Genomic DNA, 22708 nt, shown 5'->3' with positions numbered 1-22708 from the left:
TTAGTCTTATTTATTTTTACTAATCTTATATATGTGATTTTAAATTCACTTCAAATTACATAGAGGACCCATCAACCCCTGATGTAGCTTAAAATATGATTAAATATTCATATTTAAGGCTGGCTAAAGTCAGACCTCTTTATATATCTTAATACTTTTTTCATATTTTACAAGCCCTTTTTCAAGTTTTTTTTAAAAAAATTTCTCAAAATTTCATTAATCATGAATCTTTCAAAAAAATTTGAAGAATTAATTTTAAAACAGCTAGAGAGTTTTGGTTGCTCAATGGGCGTGACTAATTTAGTTATGTATCTTGCTTCAGCTAAGCAAGGAACTAAAGCATCTTTTGAAATGATTGGTCAATGGCCACAAATTGATAGGCTACTTACATCAATAGAAGATGATCCTTCACTAAAAGTTTCATCGCCTAATAGAAGATGGTACCCGCTTCAAGAAAACGATATTCTACTTGGTGTCCTTAGGGTAGAAACTGATTTGAAAGGGGGGAATTGGCCAGTATCTCTTGATTCTAGATTAAAAGCGCTTTCAATATCTTTAGCTAAATGCGTCTCTATCGAATTAGAACGTCAAAATAAAAATGAAGAAATCAATTATTTAAAAAATCAGGTGAATGTCATTATCCATCAATTAAGGAATCCATTGGCTGCTATTAGGACATATGCAAAATTACTAATAAAAAGACTTGGTTCAGATGATGACTCTATTGAAATAGTCGAACGCATGATAATAGAGCAAAAACAAATTAATCAATATATGGATTCTTTTGCGCAATTAAATTCACCTATTCAACTTCCTCTAGAAATTGGAGAGGAAAGATTATTATTACCACCAAATTTAGATAATAAAAAGGTAATAACTGTTCAGAGTTTATTGAGGCCAATATTAGAAAGGGGTAAAGCTAATGCGGACTTAGAGAATAGAGATTGGACTGAACCTTCTCTTTGGCCAGATTGGACTTTATCGCCATTAAAGGCAAAATATGCTGTAATTGCTGAAATTGTGGCCAATTTATTAGAAAATGCGTTTAAATATGCCCAAAAAGATGCTGAAATTGGACTCGCAATTACGAGTAATGGACTTTGTATATTTGATGATGGTAAAAAAATAACCAAAAATGAAAACGAGAAAATTTTTGAAAAAGGTTTTAGAGGATCTGCCGCTAAAAAGAAGGACGGCACTGGTGTGGGACTTTTTTTGGCGAGGAAATTAGCAAAACAAATTGGAGGAGATTTGAGATTGCTGGAAAATAACTCGATTGATAATACTGAGAAATCAAAAAATCTTAAGAAGAAAAATATTTTCTATTTAGAACTACCTATAAAAGAATTGCATGCATAAACAACATTGCAGTTTCAACTAGTACAACACTTGCACCGCAGGCATCTCCATTGAAGCCTCCAATTTTATTACCCAGTATGTTTGGGATAGAATAGCTTAGAAAAATACCAATCAAAATAAGAATTAAAAATTTAATTAATATTGCTTGGGATGTAATTGAAACAAATTGGTATGCAATGAAAATTAAAAGAAAAATAATGGAGATCAAAGATTCTTTTTTAAATCCATTCCAAAACTTTTTGTGACTAATAGATTTTTTCTTATAACTCATATATTTAAACTTTTCTATAAAAAATAAATTTGAAAATCTTCCCCAAAATAAGCATATAGGTAAAACAAAAATTATTAGGTTTTGAATTTTCAGTATGCAAGCAATTTGAATTAAAGTTATAAAAACTAAAGCTTGAACGCCAAAGGAACCAACTTTACTGTCTTTCATGGCTTTTAAACGTTTCTTTTTACCCGCAAAAATACCATCGAAAGTATCCATTAAACCATCAATGTGTAGACCACCAGTAATTAAATATCCTGAAGCCAAACAAATTAATGCAGATGCATAAATTGACCAAGAGTTTGTTCTTAAAAAAAGAAAAATATAACTCTGTATTGTTCCAATCAAAAATCCTAAAGGCGGGGCAAATTGTGCAATATTTTTAAATTCGGGATTAATTAAAGGTATCTTTGGAAATGTCGTATAGAAAATCCAAGATCCTGCCAAATTTTTTATTAAATATTTTTTGATGAGATAAAAATAGATTCAATATTAAATAATAGGGTAGATTAATGAAAAAGGATCAAAAAATTTTATAAATTATCGTGTTTGAATTTGAAATTACATCGAATTGCAGTAATACAGCGGCAAGAACTGGTATATTTCATACACCAAATGGTCAGGTAAACACACCAAAATTTATGCCTGTGGGTACTTTGGCAACGGTTAAAGGAATTTCATCTAAGCAGTTAACCTCTACAGGATCAGAAATGATTCTCTCAAATACCTTTCATCTTCATTTACAACCTGGAGAAAAACTAGTTAAAGAATCTGGCGGAATACATAAGTTCATGAATTGGCCTAAGCCTATTCTTACTGATTCAGGAGGATATCAAGTTTTTAGTTTGGCCAAATTAAATAATATTTCTGATAAAGGTGTGGAATTTAAAAATCCAAGAGATGGTAGTCATGTTTTTTTATCACCTGAAAAAGTAATACAGATTCAAATGGATCTTGGATCGGATGTTGCGATGGCTTTTGATCATTGTCCTCCGCATACAGCTAACGAAAATGATATTGAGGACTCTTTACAAAGAACTCATTCATGGTTGCAAAAATGTGTTGAGACTCATCAGAAATCTAATCAAGCATTATTCGGTATAGTTCAAGGTGGTAAGTATCCGAGATTGAGAGAATATAGCGCAAAATATACAAGTTCTTTTGATCTGCCTGGAATAGCAGTGGGAGGTGTAAGTGTTGGCGAGGCAGTCGAAGAAATACATAGTGTAATTAATTACGTCCCGAAATTCTTACCAATAAATAAACCAAGATATTTAATGGGAATTGGCTCTTTAAGAGAAATTTCTTTAGCTGTTGCTAATGGATTCGATATATTTGACTGTGTTTTGCCTACAAGACTAGGAAGACATGGGACTGCATTTTTTAATGATGAAAGATTGAATTTGCGAAATGCTCGATTTAAAAATGACTTTTCTCCGATTGACAAAACTTGTAAATGCGAAACCTGTAAATCCTATTCTCGAGCATATTTGCATCATCTAATTAGAAATGACGAAATATTAGGCCTAACTCTCATAAGTTTGCATAATATTGCTCACTTAATAAGATTTACCAATGCAATTTCTACTGCAATTAGAGATAATTGTTTTACAAATGATTTCGCTCCTTGGAAAACATCCTCTATTGCTCACCATACGTGGTAACGTCTTATCATAATTAATTAAATTATCAAAAAGGTGCTCATTCTATTTAATACATTCGCTGAATTGCCCGAGGCTTATAAGGCCTTTGCTCCAACTGTTGATGTTCTTCCACTTATTCCTTTATTTTTCTTTTTATTGGTATTTGTTTGGCAAGCTGCAGTTGGATTTAAATAAAATTCTTTTAGTTTAGATTGTTTGTATTAGAAGGGATTTTCAAGTAAAATCGCATCTCCAGAATTATCTACAGCACTCTCTATAAAATCAGCAATTTTTAATGCTCTTGAGGCTTGCTCACCATCTACCTCAGGTATTTCTTTGCCCTGAACGCATTTAAGAAAATGCTCCAGTTCTGCATAAAGAGGTTCAATGGAGGTTGTGCTAACTTCTTCGACATATCCATCATTTCTATAAACTAATTCTCCATGCTCTGCTGTGTATGATTCATGAGACTTTCGATGGATTTGTAAAGAGTGATTTAAGAAATCAGTTTCTACTAGGCCATTTTGGCAGTGAGCACTTAAACTTCTAATTTTTTTGTGACTCATTTTGCTTGCAGTTAGGCTTGCAATAACATTATTTTTAAAAACTAAAGTAGCATTGACATAATCTATTAATCCTTCGCTATTTCTTCCTCCAACTGCTGCTAATTTTTGTATTTTTGAGTTTACAAGCTCCAAAATAAGATCAATGTCATGAATCATTAAATCCATTACTACAGATACATCATTTGCTCTGTCTGCATGAGGACTGTGCCTCCTTGCTTCTAAAACAACAATTTCTTCATTATTTACTATTTTATTTAATTCTCTAAAAGCAGGATTAAATCTTTCAATATGCCCAACTTGTAATAGACAGTTACTTGCATTAGCAGCCTCTATTAAAGATTTTGCTTCCAACTCGTTAGCTGCAATTGGTTTTTCAATGAGAACGTTAGCACCTCCCTTGAGACAATCTAGTCCTACTTTTTGATGAAGTAGTGTAGGGACAGCGATACAGATAGCATCAACTTTTGGAATTAAGTCCTTATAATTTTTGAACCATTCACATTGAAATTGCTCAATAGCTAATTTGCCTCTCTCTTCATTTGGATCTGCGACTCCAATGAGATTTGCATCTTTGAGTAAACTTAGTACTCGAGCATGATGCCAGCCCATATTTCCTATACCTATGACTCCAACCTTTACGGGTGATGAGGTTGGTTGCATAATTTCAAATCCATATATTAATTATCATTATCCTCTATGGGGAGTCACATTTAGCTTTTGGGAAGAATTATTTTAACACGATCAATTTTTGGACCTGACATAGAAATAACTTCAAATTTAATGTTATTAAAATCTAAAACGTCGCCAATTTTTGGAACCATTTGAAATTTTTCTAACATAAATCCAGCAAGAGTATGATAATCAGTACCTTCTGGAATAGAACATCCTAACTTTTTATTGATTTCAATAATTTCTGATTTTCCAGCTATTGACCATTTTTTAGAGAAATTATCTAACATTCTCATATCTGAATAAATTCTATTATTGAGCATTTCCTCTCCAACTATTTCGCCATTTAGATCAGCTGCAGTTATGAGTCCCTCTGTTCCACCGTGTTCATCAACTACTAGTAAGAACGGATTGTAGTCTCTTACTATTGGAAATATTTCTGCTAGTGAACATGTTTCTATTATTTTTGTTACTGGTAAAAGGAATGGCTCTAATAATGTATCGGCTTCCATTTCACCTTTTGATATTGGCTTAGCTAGATAACGCAAATCTAATACACCTAATACATCATCTAAAGACTCACCAATCACAAAGAAGCGAGCATGTCGAGTTTTATCTACTTGTTTCATAAGTTCTGAAAAGGTTATATTTTTTGGCAAAGTTACCATTTCAGATCTTGGAATCATCACTTCTTTAACCTGTGTATCTTTTAAAGCAAAAACTCCTTCAAGAATATTCTTCTCATCTGGTTTTAAACCTGTTACGTTATCTGTTTCTATAAGAGTTTCTAATTCTCCAGCAGATAAACCCGAGTTTAAAGAATCCCATTTGTTATTTAAATTGAACAAGCCTAAACAGGCGCTAGCAAAGAATTCTATTGTTTTCACTATAGGATTCATAGCTTTTCTTACGGCATCGAATATTGTGGTTAACCTTAATGCAGCAGATTCTGGATTGTTAATTACTAAAGCTTTTGGAATTAGTCCAGAAACAAGAGTAACAACTAAAACAACAAATAAAAATAATAGAAGATCATAAAATCTATTTGATAAAATATTGCTTTTCCAATAATCATTAGCCAGGTTATTGCTGAGCCATCCAATTGCAATTAATGAAATTGTTACTCCAAATTGAGAAGCAATTAATGAAGATCTAAAGCGTTTTTGAATTTTTAAAATTGAAAATGCTCCTTTCTTTTTTTCTTCTATTAACCTTAAAACTTTACTTGGCCTTATTAATAAAAAAGAGAGTTCACTCGCTGCGAAAAAAGCTGGTAAAAATAAAAGAAATAAAAGTAGAGTTATTTTCATTCAATGACAAATGAATAATGGGGGTGGCGAGGATCGAACTCGCCTTAGCCAAATTATGAGTTTGGTGCATTCACCAGATTGCTACACCCCCAAGGGAATTTATGTAATTTTAATTACATTGAATTTCAATATACAATATAAAAATAATATTTCAAAAAACACCTCATTAGGAAGTTTTTGTGAGATTTCTTTTTTTTCTTCTAATCTTTAAATATAAATTTAACTTTTACTAATGGGCAAATTTTCGGATAAGTATGATTTAAATAAAGCAAAATTGTTAAAACAGTTAATTGAAAAATCTTACAAGAAAGGAAACTTCACTTTATCTTCAGGAAAAAAAAGCAGTCATTACTTGAACTGTAAACCAGTATCATTAAATGGCGAAGGCTTAAACTTAATAAGTGATTTATTTTTAGAGTTAAAGGACTCAAGGTCAAAAGCTGTAGCAGGATTGACATTAGGTGCAGACCCTATAGTAAGTGGATTAATTGTCAAAGCAGCTTTGCATGGCCTAGACCTTGATGGTTTAATAATTCGGAAAGAAATCAAAAAATACGGTACCAAAGCTGGAATAGAGGGCCCTACATTAGAAGAAGGAACTTTGGTAACTGTCTTAGAGGATGTGGTTACAACTGCTGGTTCAGTAATAAAAGCTATAAAAAAATTACGAGAAAATAATTATGTTGTTGAGGAAGTTTTGTCTATAGTTGATAGGCAAGAAGGGGGATTAGAAGCCCTTGAAGATGAAAATGTTAAATTAAAGAGTCTTTTTACAATAAAAGACTTTTTATAATTATTTCAAAATGCAAGATATAAAAAAAAAGTTTTGGCTTGAAAAATTTGATTGTTTTTCTATTACTGGAAAAGATGCCAGAAAATTTTTGAATGGAATAACAACTGGTAATATTCTTAATTCAGAAAATAAAGTTATCAAAACTTGTTGGTTAACTCCAAATGGAGTTCTAAGGTCATTAATTGAAATTATTTTTTTAGAAAGAAGCTTAGAAGTAATTATCTTGGCGGGTAACACAAATGAAATAATTGATTACTTTAATCAAATTATTTTTCCAGCGGACGATGTACTTCTGAGTGAACCTTCCTTGATAAATAGAATTCAGGAAATTGATGAATCTAGTTCATGGAGAACTTACCAGCCTATTTTCTTCAAAACAGAAGATAAAGAATTTGAAATATATAAAAATAAACTAAATTTACTAAATCCCAATGATTTAAAACTTTGGAAGATTAATCAGGCAATACCCTCATTAGAAATGGAAATAAACGGAAAAAATAATCCTCTTGAGCTTGGATTACAAGATCTTATAGATTTTAATAAAGGTTGTTATTTAGGACAAGAAACAATGTCAAAAATAAAAAATGTTTCTTCTTTAAAACAGGAAATAAGAATTTGGAAATCATTTGAATCTAATTTGAATTTAGACGTTGAAGATAAAAATTTATATATAAATTCTGCCAAGGATATTTCTGTAGGCAAAATCACTAGTTTTTTTAAATCAGATTCTCAAATAAAAGGTTTAGCAATGATAAAAAGAAAATATTTAGAGGAAGGAAGTTATTTTTTTTCAGAAATTTTTGGAAAAATTATTATTAATAAATCTGTAGGATCAATTTTTCTTTAATTGATTTTTGATTAAATATTCTGCAATTTGTAGAGTAGCAAAACAATCATCTTTGTTATATTGGATAATTTTTTTTAAAAATATTTCGTTTTCTGTAATTTGATATTGAATCCACCAATAAAGTGCTTTCGAGCCACTTACATTTTTCTGCATCCATTCAAATCCAAGCCAATTAGAAACAGTTTTTAAGCCATAGTTTTTTAGTGGTAATATCCAAGACTTTCTTATTAAGGTATGTAAGTCAATAAATCTGGAGGAAAGTGAATCAATTTCTTCAAAACTAAAATTTAGTTCTTTAGCAATATTAATTATTGATATTTTTTCAGTTTCTCCGTAATGCAAAACTGGCCATTCCTTGTGTGAAAAAAGTATTTCAATAATTTGCCTGTAAGATTCTCCTTTATTGTTTTTAAGATTTAAGATTGGTTCATAAATAAGATCTTCTTTTTTTATAGACAAATTATTTACTTTTAAAAATCCATATAAAAAATCATGCTTTTCATCTGGATTTGACTCAATATCAAATATATAAAATCCCGAACATATTTTTTCTAATAGATCTTCCGTATTATTTTTATTAGAAATGAAATATGGTTCTCCAGAGATATATGCTTGTGCTTGCTTTACAAATATGGATGCTTTTTCATACTTCTGATCTTTGAATTTAGATAATTTCTCTCCAAGTTGTTTTTCGCTATACGAAGCTAATGTTTGGGTATCAGATATTCCATTTGTTATGAGTAATGAGGCCGTTTTGGATCCTATTCCATCTATATCTGTTAGATATCCATTTTCTTTTGCTTCTTTGTCACAAAATTTTTGCCATGAACAAATAGTACATTTTTTTCTATCTTGAGTTATTTCTGGCATAAATCCCTCCAAGCATTCATTCAAACTTAATAAAACATTCAAAACTTTTTTTCTTAATTTTTTATTTAAATAAATTTCTTCAACATTAACTTTTTTATCAAAACTTGAAATTACTAATCCTTTCTCAATTTTAGATTCTTGAAAAGATTCCAACAGCATAGAACTAAAAGCTAAGTCGAATAAATGTTCTTTAGTGGTTTTGTGGCCTAACTTATAAACAGCAGGTAAATATTTATATTGTCCCCATTTACTTTTACCTTTAGTCTTTACAAGTAATTGTGGACGTATCTCTGCGTTTATATTTTGGAAAAGATTCCCTTTGATTTTTAATCCAATTACCCCTTGATAACCATTTTCACAGGCTTTTAATCCTGTATATATTTCACCATTACAAAATTCAGAGAAAATTTGAAACTGATTAATTTTATCTATAGCTTTATGGGGAGACCAAACTTCATAAGATTTTTTACCCTTAAAATCGAGCCATGCTTTTCTTTTGCATCTTGTAAAACTTTTTAAATGAAGAGAATTCAAATTATTTTTTAAGGGCGGTTTTAAAATTTACTCATATAAATTAGTATAGATAATTAAAAGAAATCAAGGAAATTTGAAATTTGACAGCTGATAAATTAGATAAGATAAAATTTGGAACTGATGGTTGGAGAGGAATTATTGGTTTTGACTTTAACCTGTCCAATCTTTCAAGAGTTGTTGTCGCTGCATGTCAGGAGTTGCATTATCAATACTATAAAGAAGTTAATTCAAAGAAAATTATTATTGGATATGATCGTAGATTTATGGCTTGTGAATTCGCCAAGCAAATAGTGCCTTTTGTAAGAGGATGTGGTTTCGAACCGATCTTATCTGATAGCTTTGTTACAACACCCTCTTGTAGTTTCTATGCCAAAGAAGTCGGTTGTCTTGGAGCGTTAGTAATTACAGCAAGTCATAATCCATATAATTGGCTAGGTCTGAAAATAAAGAGCTTTAATGGATGTTCTGTTGACGAATCTTTTACAAGTGAAGTTGAAAAAAGATTAATGCTTGGAAATTCAATTGAAAAAATAGATGGTGTTAATCAATTGGTAGATATTAAGAAATTTCATTTAGATAGAATTAAATCCCTTTTTGATATTGACTATATTTCCAAGAGATTAAAAAAAATGAAATTGAGAATTTTTGTAGATTCTATGCATGGTTCAGCTGCAAATTGTATGGCTGAGATTTTTGCTTCTAATGATTTAGAAGTTATTTCAGAAATCAGGAAAGATGCTGATCCTTTTTTTGGAGGAAAACCTCCTGAACCTCTTTTGAATTATGCAGATGATCTAAAACAAACACTAATGAAAAATTCAACAAATGAAGTGAAAACTTTAGGAATTATATTTGATGGTGATGGTGATAGAATTGCGGCAATTGATGAAAAAGGAAGATACTCTAGTACTCAAGATTTACTCCCATACTTTATTAGCTATTTGGGCGAAATTAAAAATAATTCTTATCCAGTTTTAAAGACTGTTAGTGGTTCAGATATTATTAAAAATATATCAGAGAGTCAAAATAGAGATGTTTTTGAACTTCCAGTTGGCTTTAAATATATTGCTGAAAAAATGATTAAAGAAAAAATATTTATTGGAGGAGAGGAATCTGGGGGAGTTGGTTTTGGTGACTTTATGCCTGAAAGAGATGCTCTATATGCAGCGATGGTTTTATTAAATGGAATTGCTGAAAAATCTCAATATTTATATGAAACCTTAGATGAAATTCAAGAAGATTTTGGGCCAAGTTTTTATAAAAGAATTGATATTAAATTTCCAAATCAGTCAGAAAAAAATAACGTAAAAGAATTTATCATAGATAATATTCCTGAGAATATTAATAATCACAAGTTAAAAAGTATCTCAAAGATCGATGGAATAAAGTTGAGAATTGATAAAAATTTTTGGCTTCTTTTTAGGTTTTCAGGAACGGAACCTCTTTTAAGGTTATATTGTGAAGCACCAAAAGAATCTTATCTAATTGAGGTATTAGAGTGGGGTCAAGAATTTATAAATTTGGCAGGAAAATAAGGATGAAAAATTTATATTTAGCGAGTAAGAATAAAGGTAAAATTGAAGAATATAAGAAATTGCTTGCTGGAGTTAATTGTAAATTGTTACTCCAGCCAGAATCATTAGAAGTTGAAGAGGATGGACTGACATTTAGAGATAATGCAATTAAAAAAGCGAGTGAAGTTTCGAGAAAAACGAATAATTTTTCAATAGCAGATGATTCAGGAATTTGTATTGAAGCACTAGGTGGTAAGCCTGGCATTTACTCATCTAGATATGCAGAAAATGATCAGAAGAGAATTGAACGAGTTTTAAGAGAACTTGATGGAGTTCAAAATAGAAGTGCTTTCTTTATTGCTAATATTTGTGTTTGTTCCCCAAATGGTGAAGTGATTATTGAATCTGAGGCCAAATGTCATGGCAATATTATTTTAAACCCCAGAGGAAAAAGTGGTTTTGGGTATGACCCAATTTTTGAGGAGAGTTCTACCAGATTAACTTTCGCAGAAATGAATAATGATATTAAAGACTCTTGTAGTCATAGAGGTAAAGCATTAAAAAAAATTATTCCAGATTTAATTGAAATTTTTTCTTAAATTCAATTAACCCAAGATCCATGAAGGCCATGAGGAATTGAAATGGGTAATTCATAAACAGCTAATTCTTTTAAGTCTTTTGCGTCTAATATCACTAAATCGCTTCCTCTTCTTTCTCCGTTCCATAGAAGTATAAATAAAAATCCCTCATCTTCTTTTGAAGAGTTTTCTGATGGAACCATAATTGGTTCACTAACAAATCCACTTGGACCTGCTGACCAAGAAATCTCTTCCTTAGAAGTTAAATTTATTTTTTTTATTGCTTGAAGTGGAGCGTTCCCCAGCTTTTGAGATGTGCTTGCCATCCAACTAAAAGTTGCTTTTAATCCTAAGTTTTTAGGATTAACAACAGCAAATTCACAACATTGTTCACTGAAAGTTTCAAGTTCACAAGTTTTTGTCTTTAGATCGATAATTGATCTTTTCAGTTTTCCTTCTGGATATTTATCAAAGTCAATATCCCTAAAATTCTCGTCTGGACCAACTGATGGGAAATCATCATAAAAAATACTATCTAATACGATTTTGGAATCTTTTTCAAATGCATTTACATGATGAAAAACGAATCCTTCTGGAGCATCTATTGTTAAAGGAGGCTGTCCTCTAAATAATCCACTTTCTCTGGGGATGATAAAAAACTTTGCCTTTTTATTTGGGTTTGACTTTAGACATTGTGCTGCTCCTCTTTGACCCATTACAAATGGAAGAGGATTGAAATCAATAGCATTCTGTAAAAATATTGCCCAATTAGTTGTAATTGCGAAATCATGAAGGAATGCAAAGCCATTAAAGGTATCTTTTCTGTCAAAAATGAGCTCTCCAGAATTTGTACCAGCATTATCAAATTCCATTAATCTAATGGTACTTTTTGGCCCGGTTTGTACTCCAAAAGTGACTAAAAGTTCTGAAGATGCATTTGAGTTTAGGTCTGTTTTGGGATGAGCACTGAATGCTTCGTTAGGCTTGAGTACCCCTTTTAATGTTGTTAAACCAATAGTGTCAAGACTATCAGGATCCATTGCATGTGGACCTGCTGCTTCCCATAATGCGAGAATTTCATCTCCTAATTTAATGACATGTGTATTAGCGATATTCTTGAATTTTAGATCTAATGCATTATTTAAAATTCCTCCATTTTTTTGTGTTCCAAAAACACCTCTATAAATAAATTTATCTATTTTTTCTTCTTCCAAATAGCCTTTAGTTTTAACAAATCTATTTGTTAAGAATGGCTGACCATTTTCGAATTTTATGGATGTTATCATTCCATCACCATCAAATGGATGATGAACCCATTGTCCACCTCTCTCTAATATTCCTGGTCCATTTCTTAATAATGTTCCATTTAAATTTTTAATATTATTACCTTTGCTAATTTTTAGAGGCTCTTTAGTTAGCTCCTTTTCTACATTTTGATAAGCACTTGACCAATCTTCTTTATTAAAAATTTTAAATTTATCAATTTTTTTATCTTGTAAATTAGTCACAACAAAATAATCACTTTATCTATCTTCGCCAAAAATCAACTGAATTGTGGCTGATTCGAAAAAATTCCTATTTTATTGTTTTTCTAACATTCCTTTACTGCTTGGAATTGAATCAGATCTTCTTGGATCTATCTCGGTAGCCATTCTCATTGCTCTTGAAAAAGCTTTAAAGCACGCCTCAACTATGTGATGTGAATTACTTCCTCGTATTTGATTAATATGCAGAGTAATACCGCTGTTATTTACAAAGGCAATAAAAAACTCTCTTACTAGTTCAGTATCATAATTTCCTATTCTAGGGGCTTTTAATTGAAGATCATAAGATAGATGCGGTCTACCAGAGCAGTCTAAAGTGACTTGAACTAATGCTTCATCTAATGGGGCAAAGAAATGTCCAAATCTGCTTATTCCTTTTCTTTCTCCCAAGGCTTTTGAAAATGCTTTGCCTAATGCGATTCCTACATCTTCATTTGTATGATGATCATCAATATGGGTATCTCCAATTGCTTTTATTTTTAAATCGAACAAACCATGACTGGATATTTGATGAAGCATATGATCTAAGAATGGTATCCCGGTATCAATCTCAGAAATTCCATTTCCATCTAAGTTTATAAATACAGAAATATCTGTTTCATTCGTTTTTCTTTTTATTTCAGATTGCCTTAGAGATGACATTTTTATGCAAAAAACTTAGTTTACATTCCATTAATGCAGTAACCCGCATCAACATAAATTGTTTGGCCTGAAATGCCGCTAGAGAGATCACTTAATAAAAAAGCAGCTGTATTACCTACTTCTGTTTGAGTGACTGTTCTGCGTAAAGGAGCCTTTTCTTCAACATTGTGAATCATATCTAAAATGCCACCTATAGCAGAACTCGCAAGTGTTCTTATAGGCCCAGCACTTATTGCGTTAACTCTGACTTGTTTTTCGGGACCAAGTTCTGCAGAAAGATATCTTACTGAAGCTTCTAAAGCTGCTTTAGCAACTCCCATCACGTTATAGTTAGGAATCGCCCTTTCTGAACCTAAATAAGTTAATGAGACAACTCCAGCACCATCACTAAAAAGTGGTTTTGCTGCTTTACATAAAGGTGCTAACGAATACGCACTTATATTAAGAGCCCTATCAAAACCCTCTGAAGTGGTAGCACTATAATCTCCAATCAATTCATCGCGTCCTGCAAATGCTAGGCAGTGAACTAATCCGTCAATTTGCCCCCAATTGTCTTTTATATTTTTAAAGATTTCTTCAATTTGAGCTGGATTTTGAACATCAAGAGGCAAAAATAACGATGGGTTTAAAGGTTCAGTTAGTTCTCTAACTTTAGACTCGAATCTTCCCTTATCATCAGGCAAATATGTGATTCCAAGTTCTGCGCCAGCTTTTGAAAGTTGTTGAGCGATACCCCATGCTATTGAACGATTGTTGGCAATTCCCGTAACAAGAATTTTTTTGCCAGTTAGATTTAGAAGCATTTTGTTTATTATTTCTATTATTCTCCTATATAAAAGTACCTATCTTTACGGATTACTGCAAAATATACAATAATTTTCAAATATCAAAGAATTTTTAACTTGAACATGGTAAGAACAAATTCTATGGTTTTGGAATTAGGTTTTCAATTACCGAATTTCGAAATGTTAAATGCTAATTCTTCAAAAAATGAATATTTTAATTCTCATAATCTAGATAATCGGCATTTACTTTTAATGTTTATTTGTGCCCATTGCCCATTTGTTAAATATATTGAGAATCAAATTTTCACCTTAAGTAAAGAAATTGAAAATACAGTTCAAACAGTTGCAATTTCTAGTAATGATATTGTCACTCATCCTTCAGATTCTCCTAAAAATTTGAGATTACAAGCACAAACACAGGGATGGAGTTTTCCTTATCTATATGATGAAAATCAAAATTTTGCTAAGGAATTAAAAGCGGCTTGCACCCCAGATTTTTATCTTTTTTCAAATGAAGGAGATGGTGATTTTTTATTGTATTATCATGGCCAATTAGACGATAGTAGACCAGGTAATAATATCCCTCTATCTGGAAAAGATTTGCGCTCTGCCGTAAAAGATTTGAATCAAGATAATTCTTATCCTTCAAATCAGATGCCTTCTTTAGGTTGCAATATAAAATGGACTCCTGGTAAAGAACCAAGTTGGTTTAAATGAATTAAAAATTTTTTTTACCCATAGAAATATGGTTTAGGGTTAATATATTTACTATGCAGATACCTCCATTTACTTTAGATAGGCAGTTCCAAGAAATTGGCTCTGAAATTGAGAGTGAGGTTTCTAAAGTTTTAAAAGGGGGCCAGTATATTGGAGGACAAGAAATTGCCAAATTTGAGGAGAGTTTTTCAAATCTGATTGGTGTTGAAAATACTATTGGATGTAATAGTGGAACTGATGCTTTAGTATTAGCTTTGCGCGCATTAGATATTGGTGTGGGTGATGAAGTTATTACCTCATCTTTTAGCTTTTTTGCAACTGCAGAGGCTATTAGTGCAGTTGGTGCTAATCCTGTTTTGGTAGATATAGATCCAGAAACTTATCTCATTAATACTGAACTAATAGAACAAGAAATAAATTCTAATACCAAGGCAATTATGCCAGTTCATCTATTTGGTAATGCAGTGAATATGACCTTAATAAAATCTTTGGCCAAGAAATATGACTTAAAAGTAATCGAAGATTGTGCTCAGGCAACATGCACAATGTGGGAAAATTCCAAAGTTGGTAGTATCGGTGATATAGGCTGTTTTAGCTTTTTCCCTACTAAAAATTTAGGAGCTGCTGGAGATGGTGGAGCAGTAACAACTTCAGATCAGAAGATTGCAAAAAAAATTAGAGAACTGGCTGTTCATGGCAGCCCAATAAGATATCATCATACCCAAATTGGATATAACAGCAGACTTGATACCATTCAAGCTGCCATATTAAACATTAAAATTAAATATATTTCTAAGTGGATTAATAATCGCCAAAAAATTGCTAATAATTACCTTGATTTATTAGAAAAAAATCCATTTATTAGTTTTCCAAAAATTAGCTCTGATTCAATTTCCCATTCTTGGAATCAATTTGTCATCAAATTAAGAAACGATAAATATTTTTTAAATGAAGATTTTTCAAATTTATTTGATACTGATTGCAAAAAATACTATTCCTTAAGGAATTTGGTAAAACAACAACTTTTTGAAAAAGGTATTAATTCAATTATTTATTATCCAATTCCAATACACGCACAAATAGCTTACAAAAATAAAAATTTTTCTAGAACAAAACTCATTAATACAGAGAGAATTTGTACAGAAGTTCTTAGTCTTCCAATGTTTCCTGAAATTTCTTATGAAGAGCAAGTTTATGTAGCAGAAAATTTAAATAAAGTTTTAAAGAATTGTATAGAGGAAATTCAAATTTCAGCATAAAGTGATTTAAATAATCTTTGTTGTATGTTGTGATTGACAATAGGGCTTGAATAATTATTTTTTTCTAAATTAGATATCTCCCCATTTAATAATTCTGAATTTGACACTTTAGATAATTCAGGAATCCAATATTTTATATATTCGCAAATAGGATCAAATTTTTTTGCTTGGGTATATGGATTAAAAATTCTAAGTGGTTTTGGATCCATACCGCTACTGGCGCTCCACTGCCATCCCCCATTATTTGCAGCTAAGTCTCCATCAACCAAAGTCTCCATAAATTTTTTCTCGCCCATTTGCCAATTGCATATAAGATCTTTTACCAGAAATGAAGCGACTATCATCCTACATCTGTTATGCATCCAGCCAGTACTATTTAGTTGACGCATTGCAGCATCAACTATAGGTACTCCGGTCTCTCCGTTGCTCCAATGTTGAAACCATTCATTATTGTTTTGCCATGGAAAGTGATCCCATTTTTTTCTATATGGACCTTTCTCTAGCTCTGGGAAATGGAATAAGCAATGTTGATAAAATTCACGCCAAACAAGTTCTTTTTGCCAAGTTTCAATTGATAGATAATTTCCTTGATTTGCAAAATCTGAATTTAAATTTAATGTGGCGTTCCAAATTTTTCTAATGCTAATGGTGCCGAATCTGAGAGATGCACTTAGAAAAGATGTCCCATTATGGGAAGGAAAATCTCGTGCAGAATTATAAGAATATATTTTTTTTTCGTTAATGAAGTTTTCTAATAATGTTTCTGCAGCATTCTCTCCAGGTCTACATGGACAAATATTCGAACCAGGAAATTTGATATTTTTGATAAATTTCTCTAGAACCGAATCAGATGAATTTATTGTCTTATTTTCTTTGAGTTTATTATCTATATCTTTAAACTGGAAAACAACTTTATCTTGGTCATATGGACCTAATAAATTCATTTTTGATTTAAGGTTTTTATAAAAAGGCCCATAAACTGAATAAGGTTTATTATTTCCGGAAAATATTTTTAAAGGTTCTACTAATAAGTGATCCCAAGTTTCAATAACTTGAATATTTTGTTCTTCTAAATTTTTTTTTATTTTTAAATCGCGATTAATCTCATAAGGTTCAATTGATCTATTCCAAAAAACAAATTTAGCATCTATTTTCTTTGCTAATTGAGGAATTATTAATACCGGATCTCCTTCTTCCATAACTAATCTACTACCCATTTTTTTCCAATTATTTCCTAATTCTTGAAGCGAATTTCCTAGAAACCAAGCTCTTGAACTTGCATTGAAATCGTGTGAGTAATTTTTATCAAATATATAAGTTGAAGTAATAGCATTTGATAATGAAAATGCTTTGATTAAAGCTTGATTATCAAATATTCTTAAATCCTTTCTATGCCAAAAAAGTATTCTAGGTTTATTCATAATTTATCTAAAAATTGTTTAGCTCTAAACCAAGCCGTCACGGTTTTTGCGTCAAGAATTTCATCCCCACTAGAAATAAGATTATCTAGTTCGTCTGGATCTAAAATTAATACTTCTATATCTTCATCTAAATCTCCTTTAACCTCGGAATTGAGTTTGTTTAAATCACGAGCTAAAAATAAATAAATTTCTTCATCTGCATAACCAGGAGCAGGGACAAGAGTTCCTAGTTCATCCCATTTGTTTGCACTGAATCCAGTCTCTTCTTGTATTTCTCTTTGAATTGAATTAATAGGTGTTTCACCTATTTCTAATGTACCTGCTGGAAATTCTAATAAATACCTTGAAACAGCAAATCTATATTGCCGAAGAATGATAACTTTATTGTCTTTTGTAATAGGTACGGCTAATGCTGCCCCAGGATGCTTAATGTATCCATATTCACCTTCATGTCCATTTGGAAGCTCAATTCTATTTATTTCGAAACTAAATTTTTTTGACTTTAACTCAGATATTTTTTCTTTAAAAATGGATCTTTTTATAAGGTTTTTGTTGCCCATAATTTTTAAATAAAAATAGCCTAACAGTTATTTTTTGGTTTTGTAAATCATTTATATAGACCATTTTGGGGCATCAAACTTTGTGATTTTTTGGCTTCTACTTAAGATTTCAGATAGTGGCGTAATAACAAAATTCCGATTCATGAATCTAGGGTGAGGTAATGTTAATTCCTCGTCAACCGTATGAAAATCTTCCCACCAAAGAATATCTAAATCGAGACATCTTGATAGCCATTTCTTACCCTTTGGCGTCTCTTCTCGTCCGAAAAATCTCTCTAACTTTTTTAGCTCTTTTAAAAGTAATTTCGCGTTTTTATTTGATGGTTTAGGAAAAGAATTACTTTTTATAAGTAATAGAGTATTTAAATAATTTGGCTGCTCATTTTCAACACCATGGGGTAATGTCTCATAAATTGAAGACCAAAAAAAGTTTGCATGAAATTTGCTTTTCTCTTCTTTTTTTTTGTTGGAACTATCTCCCCACTCATTTATTATTTCCTCTATTTTTGGTTTGCAAATTAATAGTGACTCAAGAGGGCTTCCGAATTTACTATCAATATTTGCTCCGAGGGATATACATAGTCCATTTTTGATATTAAGATTTGATAATTCCACTACAAAAAACAAAGTTATTGGATAAATTCTATATCAGGCATTTTTAAAGTGATTTTGAACCCCGAGTTAAAAGAAAAAGGAGAAATAAAAGATTTAATGAAGTCAAAGGATTCTTTTAGAGCTTTCCCTTTGGCGGCAATTACAGGTCATAGCTTATTGAAATTATCTTTGCTTTTGGCAGCAGTTGATCCTAGTTTAGGAGGAGTGATTATCGCTGGCGGAAGAGGTACTGGTAAGTCAGTATTAGCAAGGGGTTTGCATACTTTACTCCCTCCTATAGAGGTATTAGATAATGAATCAATACTGGAAACACTATCTAAGAGAAATAGTAATACTTCATTAAGACCTATTGGTAGGAACCTAGATCCAGATAAACCAGAGGAATGGGATATTAGTACTAATAAATTGTTGGAGGAGGTAATTGGAAGTGATTATTTGAATCAAATTGAAGAAATTCCGAAAAAAGTAAGAGAGGCTCCATTTATTCAAGTTCCCATTGGCATAACTGAAGACAGGCTTGTTGGATCAATTGACGTCGCTGCATCATTAAGTACGGGGGAACAAGTTTTTCAACCTGGAATTTTAGCAGAGGCTCATAGAGGTGTTCTTTATGTAGACGATATAAATTTATTGGATGATGGCATTGTAAATTTAATTCTTGAAGCCACAGGAAGAGAGAAAAATAATATTGAAAGAGATGGTTTAAGCCTTTCTCATCCTTGTAAGTCACTTTTAATAGCAACTTATAATCCTGAAGAAGGTGCTTTAAGAGATCATGTTTTAGATCGTTTTGCTATTGTGCTTTCCGCAGATCAATCTATTGATAATGCTCAAAGAGTTGAGATTACAAAATCTGTTTTATCACACGCAGAAAATAATATTAAATTTTCAGAAAAATGGTCGGAAGAATCTGATAATTTATCTACTCAATTAATTTTGGCAAGGCAATGGTTAAAGGATGTCAAGATAACAAAAGAGCAAATAACCTATTTAGTGAATGAAGCTCTTAGAGGAGGAGTAGAAGGGCATAGGTCAGAATTATTTGCAGTAAAAGTAGCAAAGGCTAATGCAGCTCTTCGAGGCGATGAGAATGTAAATTCTGAAGACCTAAAAGTCGCAGTAAGGTTAGTTATTCTTCCACGAGCAATGCAAATACCTCCAGAAGATGATGATATTCAACCACCCCCTCCAGAGGATCAGAGCCCCCCACCCCCACCACAATCAAACAATGAAGAGTCTGAACCTGAGACTAGTGAAAATGATAATGAGCAAGACCAAGAACAAGAAGAAGATAATTCTGATGGAGAAGAAGAATCTACTCCCGAAATACCTGAAGAATTCATATTAGATCCTGAGGCATGTATGGTTGATCCTGATTTATTGCTTTTTTCATCAGCTAAAGCTAAAGCAGGGAATAGCGGGAGTAGATCAGTCATATTTAGTGATAGTAGAGGAAGATATGTAAAACCTATTATTCCAAGAGGTAAAGTAAAAAGAATTGCTGTAGATGCTACCCTTCGAGCTGCTGCTCCTTATCAAAAATCGAGAAGATTAAGGAACCCTAATAAATCAATAGTTATTGAAGAAAATGATTTTAGGGCAAAGCTTCTTCAAAAAAAGGCGGGGGCTTTAGTAATTTTTCTGGTTGATGCTAGTGGCTCTATGGCTTTAAATAGAATGCAAAGTGCCAAAGGCGCTGTAATAAGACTTTTAACAGAGGCATATGAGAATAGAGATGAAGTAGCTCTTATTCCTTTTAGAGGTAATCAGGCCGAAGTGCTTTTGCCTCCAACAAGATCAATAACTGCTGCAAAAAGAAGGTTGGAAACAATGCCTTGTGGTGGAGGATCCCCTTTGGCACATGGACTAACACAATCAGCAAAAGTAGCAAAAAATGCTCTTTCAACAGGAGATATAGGTCAAGTTATTGTTGTGGGGATCACTGATGGCCGAGGAAATGTACCATTAGGATTATCTCTAGGACAAAATGAGGTTGAGGGAAAAGATAATGAAAATGAAAATGTCAATTTAAAACAGGAGGTTCTAGATATCGCTGCAAAATATCCCATGCTTGGGATAAAACTCTTAGTAATTGATACAGAGAGAAAATTTATAGCAAGTGGATTTGGTAAAGAATTAGCAGAGGCTGCTCAAGGGAAATACGTCCAATTGCCAAAAGCTACAGATAAAGCAATTGCAGCTATGGCTTTAAATGCTATAAATGAATTCTAAATATTTCTTATGGATAAATTTCGTTAAGGAATTTTGAAAGTCCAATCGTTAAATCTCTTATAGATTTAGTTAATTCTTTATCTTGTGTTAATTTTTCAAAATCATCACTCATATCATCTATTTTGGTTGAGATAGACCTAGCAGCATTAATTGTCAATTTAATGTCATTAAGGGTTTCTTTGTCATCGATAGTAGACAAAATGTTATTTAAATGATTAGCAGCAATTGTAATTTCTTTTATTAGAGGTTCAACTCTTTGTAGTTCTTGTTTCGATAAATAAATTAATTCATCAAGATTTTCTTGTGTTCTGTCAAATTGGTCAATTGAGTTGACGACGTTCTCAATTAAGTTTTCTTGATTTGTTTCTTTTAAAAGTTGACTTATTCTATTAGTTATATTTGAGAGACTTGATAGTTGTTTACCTGTGATAGTGTCTCCCTGACAAATAATTAATTTGGTATCGCATTTTTCGGATATAGGTTTTGCAATGTTTTTAGGAATTGTCTTGTCACTAGTTTCTAAAGCAACTTGTACATCTCCTCCAAGGAAAGAATTTGTAACTACCCTTGCAAATGCTGGCCTTGGAAGAATAATTTCAGGATTATTTAAAACTATTTTTGCTTTAATTGATTCATTCGTGAACAAGATATCTTCTATCGATCCAACTAAGATTCCTCTGTAAGTAACTGGAGATTTTTTTGATAAACCGCTTGCGTTATTGAATTCAGCAAAGAGGTACCAATTTTTTGAAGATAATCTCACTCCTCTTAGCCAAAAAGAAAAAAATGTGAATATTAAAATTCCTCCTAATAAGGAAAAACCAACTATTGAATCTCGTAAGCTTCTACGCATAATTTCTAAATGTCTTTGGGTTGCATTGGACCATCAAGTTTTCCATTCCTAAATTGAAATACATAGGGATCTTTACTCTTTTTAAATTCATCAATCGAGCCTGCCCATCTGAATTTGCCTCCATAAAGCATTAAAACTTTATCTGAAGTCCTTTCTATAGTACTAAGAACATGGCTAACTACAATAGATGATCCGCTAGCTTTATCATTTGTCTTATTAATTAAATCTTCAATTCTTGATGAGGCAATTGGATCAAGGCCGGCAGTTGGTTCATCAAAAAGTAATAAAGGTTTAGACTTTGCATTAAGAGTTTGATCAGTAATTAATGCTCTAGCAAAACTTACTCTTTTTTGCATGCCTCCGCTTAATTCATTTGGAAGTTTATTCTCAACATTAAATAATCCTACCTCAGCTAAGCATTCAGATACTATTTCATGAATTAACTTTTTAGATAGGTTTTTATTTCTCTTAAGGAGAAAACCTACATTTTCTTCAATAGTTAAAGATCCTAATAAAGCCGGGTTCTGAAAAACTAGTCTTACATCAGGAGGATTATTTTGATCTAATCTCAAATATGTTTGCTTCTCACCAAATATTCTTAATTCTCCTTTGGTAGGTAAAATGAGTCCTGCTAATATTTTTAATATGGTTGATTTACCAGAACCTGAGGGGCCAACAATAGCTAATTTCTCTCCATCATTAAGTTCAAAATTTATTTGATTAAGCACATTAACTTCCCCCCAGCTTATTGAGAGGTTTTTTGTTTCAACTGCATGCTTTGATTTTTTCAAAACTTATATAAAAACATCTATATATTTCATTTTGCCTATTTTTAGAAATAAAAAAAGGATGTATGAATTTGATTTATAATCAATTTAGTTGATTTTTTATTTGAAGATAATAATTAAAGAGGTTTTTAATGAATAAGCGAAAAAAAAGAGTTAGAAGATTGTACAAATATCATAAAAAGTATAACTTTCATCTATTAAACAAAATTTCAAGAATTTTGAGTTGGCTTTTGCCAGGACTGGTAATAAAAAGATGGATGCTTACATCTGCAATAGGATTTCTTACTTCACTATTGGGTCTTTCAATTTGGACAAATTTAAGCCCCCTTTATTGGTTT

Annotated in this window: 22 protein-coding genes, 1 tRNA gene and 1 pseudogene; 11 read left to right on the top strand and 13 right to left on the bottom strand. The window is 31.6% G+C overall.

Annotated features, from left to right (window positions below):
* Positions 1–222: 222 nt before the first annotated feature.
* Complete coding sequence (locus MK115_RS06495; RefSeq protein ID WP_287610396.1) at positions 223–1359, top strand: sensor histidine kinase; 1137 nt, start codon at positions 223–225, stop codon at positions 1357–1359.
* Here the strand turns inward: MK115_RS06495 and MK115_RS06490 are convergent.
* Positions 1337–2077 carry an adenosylcobinamide-GDP ribazoletransferase gene (locus tag MK115_RS06490; protein ID WP_287610393.1) on the bottom strand — a complete coding sequence of 247 codons (741 nt, stop codon included), beginning with the start codon at positions 2075–2077 and terminating at the stop codon, positions 1337–1339. The genes MK115_RS06495 and MK115_RS06490 overlap by 23 nt on opposite strands.
* 98 nt (positions 2078–2175) lie before the next feature.
* Here MK115_RS06490 and tgt point away from each other — a divergent pair, with 98 nt between their 5' ends.
* Positions 2176–3294, top strand: a complete 1119-nt coding sequence (gene tgt, locus MK115_RS06485; protein WP_287610390.1) for a tRNA guanosine(34) transglycosylase Tgt — start codon at positions 2176–2178, stop codon at positions 3292–3294.
* Positions 3295–3327: 33 nt separating this feature from the next.
* On the top strand, positions 3328–3468 hold the full coding sequence (locus MK115_RS06480; protein WP_011375837.1) for a photosystem II reaction center protein K: 141 nt from the start codon (positions 3328–3330) through the stop codon (positions 3466–3468).
* Positions 3469–3494: 26 nt separating this feature from the next.
* Here MK115_RS06480 and MK115_RS06475 read toward each other — a convergent pair whose 3' ends face one another.
* The 3 genes from MK115_RS06475 to MK115_RS06465 all read right to left on the bottom strand — a co-directional run bounded on the left by MK115_RS06475 (position 3495) and on the right by MK115_RS06465 (position 5909).
* Positions 3495–4499: a Gfo/Idh/MocA family oxidoreductase gene (locus MK115_RS06475; RefSeq protein ID WP_287610386.1), complete on the bottom strand. Its 1005-nt coding sequence runs from the start codon at positions 4497–4499 to the stop codon at positions 3495–3497.
* Positions 4500–4549: 50 nt separating this feature from the next.
* Positions 4550–5818 (bottom strand): hemolysin family protein, encoded by a 1269-nt coding sequence (locus MK115_RS06470; protein WP_287610384.1) that lies wholly within the window; start codon positions 5816–5818, stop codon positions 4550–4552.
* An 18-nt stretch (positions 5819–5836) separates the two neighbouring features.
* A tRNA-Ile gene (locus tag MK115_RS06465) sits at positions 5837–5909 on the bottom strand.
* A gap of 141 nt (positions 5910–6050) precedes the next feature.
* Between MK115_RS06465 and pyrE the strand changes: the two genes are divergently transcribed.
* Positions 6051–6611, top strand: a complete 561-nt coding sequence (gene pyrE / locus MK115_RS06460) for an orotate phosphoribosyltransferase (RefSeq protein WP_287610382.1) — start codon at positions 6051–6053, stop codon at positions 6609–6611.
* A 10-nt stretch (positions 6612–6621) separates the two neighbouring features.
* Complete coding sequence (gene ygfZ / locus MK115_RS06455) at positions 6622–7458, top strand: CAF17-like 4Fe-4S cluster assembly/insertion protein YgfZ (RefSeq protein ID WP_287610381.1); 837 nt, start codon at positions 6622–6624, stop codon at positions 7456–7458.
* Here ygfZ and MK115_RS06450 read toward each other — a convergent pair.
* On the bottom strand, positions 7444–8862 hold the full coding sequence (locus MK115_RS06450; protein ID WP_287610379.1) for a TM0106 family RecB-like putative nuclease: 1419 nt from the start codon (positions 8860–8862) through the stop codon (positions 7444–7446). The genes ygfZ and MK115_RS06450 overlap by 15 nt on opposite strands.
* A gap of 80 nt (positions 8863–8942) precedes the next feature.
* Here MK115_RS06450 and MK115_RS06445 point away from each other — a divergent pair, with 80 nt between their 5' ends.
* Complete coding sequence (locus MK115_RS06445) at positions 8943–10397, top strand: phosphoglucomutase/phosphomannomutase family protein (protein ID WP_287610378.1); 1455 nt, start codon at positions 8943–8945, stop codon at positions 10395–10397.
* A gap of 2 nt (positions 10398–10399) precedes the next feature.
* On the top strand, positions 10400–10975 hold the full coding sequence (rdgB, locus tag MK115_RS06440) for an RdgB/HAM1 family non-canonical purine NTP pyrophosphatase (protein ID WP_032520467.1): 576 nt from the start codon (positions 10400–10402) through the stop codon (positions 10973–10975).
* Between the two features lie 2 nt (positions 10976–10977).
* Here the strand turns inward: rdgB and MK115_RS06435 are convergent, their stop codons facing one another.
* From MK115_RS06435 to fabI, 3 genes are all read right to left on the bottom strand, one after another.
* Entirely contained in the window at positions 10978–12462 is a 1485-nt protein-coding gene (locus MK115_RS06435) for a carotenoid oxygenase family protein (protein ID WP_287610375.1), read from the bottom strand.
* A gap of 72 nt (positions 12463–12534) precedes the next feature.
* A complete protein-coding gene (hisB, locus tag MK115_RS06430) occupies positions 12535–13140 on the bottom strand; it encodes an imidazoleglycerol-phosphate dehydratase HisB (protein ID WP_025953397.1) in 606 nt (201 codons plus the stop codon).
* Between the two features lie 20 nt (positions 13141–13160).
* Positions 13161–13943, bottom strand: a complete 783-nt coding sequence (gene fabI, locus MK115_RS06425; protein ID WP_025893966.1) for an enoyl-ACP reductase FabI — start codon at positions 13941–13943, stop codon at positions 13161–13163.
* Between the two features lie 105 nt (positions 13944–14048).
* Between fabI and MK115_RS06420 the strand changes: the two genes are divergently transcribed.
* Entirely contained in the window at positions 14049–14642 is a 594-nt protein-coding gene (locus MK115_RS06420; RefSeq protein ID WP_287610372.1) for a thioredoxin family protein, read from the top strand.
* 53 nt (positions 14643–14695) lie between these two features.
* Positions 14696–15901, top strand: a complete 1206-nt coding sequence (locus tag MK115_RS06415) for a DegT/DnrJ/EryC1/StrS family aminotransferase (protein WP_287610370.1) — start codon at positions 14696–14698, stop codon at positions 15899–15901.
* On the opposite strand, the gene MK115_RS06410 is transcribed toward MK115_RS06415, so the two are convergent.
* From MK115_RS06410 to folK, 3 genes are read right to left on the bottom strand one after another with little or no spacing between them, the layout of a single operon-like run.
* Positions 15886–17322: a cryptochrome/photolyase family protein gene (locus MK115_RS06410; RefSeq protein ID WP_287610368.1), complete on the bottom strand. Its 1437-nt coding sequence runs from the start codon at positions 17320–17322 to the stop codon at positions 15886–15888. The genes MK115_RS06415 and MK115_RS06410 overlap by 16 nt on opposite strands.
* Positions 17319–17882, bottom strand: a complete 564-nt coding sequence (locus MK115_RS06405) for an NUDIX hydrolase (protein ID WP_032527577.1) — start codon at positions 17880–17882, stop codon at positions 17319–17321. The genes MK115_RS06410 and MK115_RS06405 overlap by 4 nt, the downstream gene beginning before the upstream one ends.
* Before the next feature lie 51 nt (positions 17883–17933).
* On the bottom strand, positions 17934–18497 hold the full coding sequence (gene folK / locus MK115_RS06400) for a 2-amino-4-hydroxy-6-hydroxymethyldihydropteridine diphosphokinase (protein ID WP_287610364.1): 564 nt from the start codon (positions 18495–18497) through the stop codon (positions 17934–17936).
* 96 nt (positions 18498–18593) lie between these two features.
* Between folK and bchD the strand changes: the two genes are divergently transcribed.
* Positions 18594–20729, top strand: a complete 2136-nt coding sequence (bchD, locus tag MK115_RS06395) for a magnesium chelatase ATPase subunit D (RefSeq protein ID WP_287610362.1) — start codon at positions 18594–18596, stop codon at positions 20727–20729.
* 7 nt (positions 20730–20736) lie between these two features.
* Here the strand turns inward: bchD and MK115_RS06390 are convergent, their stop codons facing one another.
* Together MK115_RS06390 and MK115_RS06385 are read right to left on the bottom strand one after the other, a co-directional pair.
* Complete coding sequence (locus MK115_RS06390) at positions 20737–21582, bottom strand: MlaD family protein (protein WP_287610359.1); 846 nt, start codon at positions 21580–21582, stop codon at positions 20737–20739.
* A 5-nt stretch (positions 21583–21587) separates the two neighbouring features.
* A complete protein-coding gene (locus tag MK115_RS06385) occupies positions 21588–22373 on the bottom strand; it encodes an ABC transporter ATP-binding protein (protein ID WP_287610357.1) in 786 nt (261 codons plus the stop codon).
* 128 nt (positions 22374–22501) lie between these two features.
* Here MK115_RS06385 and MK115_RS06380 point away from each other — a divergent pair.
* A pseudogene (locus MK115_RS06380) lies at positions 22502–22708 on the top strand (hypothetical protein); the annotation flags it as partial.

The organism is Prochlorococcus sp. ALOHA_ZT_50 (assembly GCF_022447305.1).
Lineage (GTDB): Bacteria > Cyanobacteriota > Cyanobacteriia > PCC-6307 > Cyanobiaceae > Prochlorococcus_A.
This window is presented reverse-complemented; position numbering and strand designations above follow the sequence as displayed.

What these genes read in the sequence shown, in the direction of transcription:
- MK115_RS06420 (WP_287610372.1), top strand. Translation starts at nt 14,049, where the DNA reads ATGGTAAGAACAAATTCTATGGTTTTGGAATTAGGTTTTCAATTACCG.
- bchD (WP_287610362.1), top strand. Translation starts at nt 18,594, where the DNA reads ATGAAGTCAAAGGATTCTTTTAGAGCTTTCCCTTTGGCGGCAATTACA.
- MK115_RS06495 (WP_287610396.1), top strand. Translation starts at nt 223, where the DNA reads ATGAATCTTTCAAAAAAATTTGAAGAATTAATTTTAAAACAGCTAGAG.
- MK115_RS06390 (WP_287610359.1), bottom strand. Translation starts at nt 21,582, where the DNA reads ATGCGTAGAAGCTTACGAGATTCAATAGTTGGTTTTTCCTTATTAGGA.
- ygfZ (WP_287610381.1), top strand. Translation starts at nt 6,622, where the DNA reads ATGCAAGATATAAAAAAAAAGTTTTGGCTTGAAAAATTTGATTGTTTT.
- MK115_RS06405 (WP_032527577.1), bottom strand. Translation starts at nt 17,882, where the DNA reads ATGGGCAACAAAAACCTTATAAAAAGATCCATTTTTAAAGAAAAAATA.
- fabI (WP_025893966.1), bottom strand. Translation starts at nt 13,943, where the DNA reads ATGCTTCTAAATCTAACTGGCAAAAAAATTCTTGTTACGGGAATTGCC.
- rdgB (WP_032520467.1), top strand. Translation starts at nt 10,400, where the DNA reads ATGAAAAATTTATATTTAGCGAGTAAGAATAAAGGTAAAATTGAAGAA.
- MK115_RS06470 (WP_287610384.1), bottom strand. Translation starts at nt 5,818, where the DNA reads ATGAAAATAACTCTACTTTTATTTCTTTTATTTTTACCAGCTTTTTTC.
- MK115_RS06410 (WP_287610368.1), bottom strand. Translation starts at nt 17,322, where the DNA reads ATGAATAAACCTAGAATACTTTTTTGGCATAGAAAGGATTTAAGAATA.
- MK115_RS06415 (WP_287610370.1), top strand. Translation starts at nt 14,696, where the DNA reads ATGCAGATACCTCCATTTACTTTAGATAGGCAGTTCCAAGAAATTGGC.
- pyrE (WP_287610382.1), top strand. Translation starts at nt 6,051, where the DNA reads ATGGGCAAATTTTCGGATAAGTATGATTTAAATAAAGCAAAATTGTTA.
- MK115_RS06475 (WP_287610386.1), bottom strand. Translation starts at nt 4,499, where the DNA reads ATGCAACCAACCTCATCACCCGTAAAGGTTGGAGTCATAGGTATAGGA.
- hisB (WP_025953397.1), bottom strand. Translation starts at nt 13,140, where the DNA reads ATGTCATCTCTAAGGCAATCTGAAATAAAAAGAAAAACGAATGAAACA.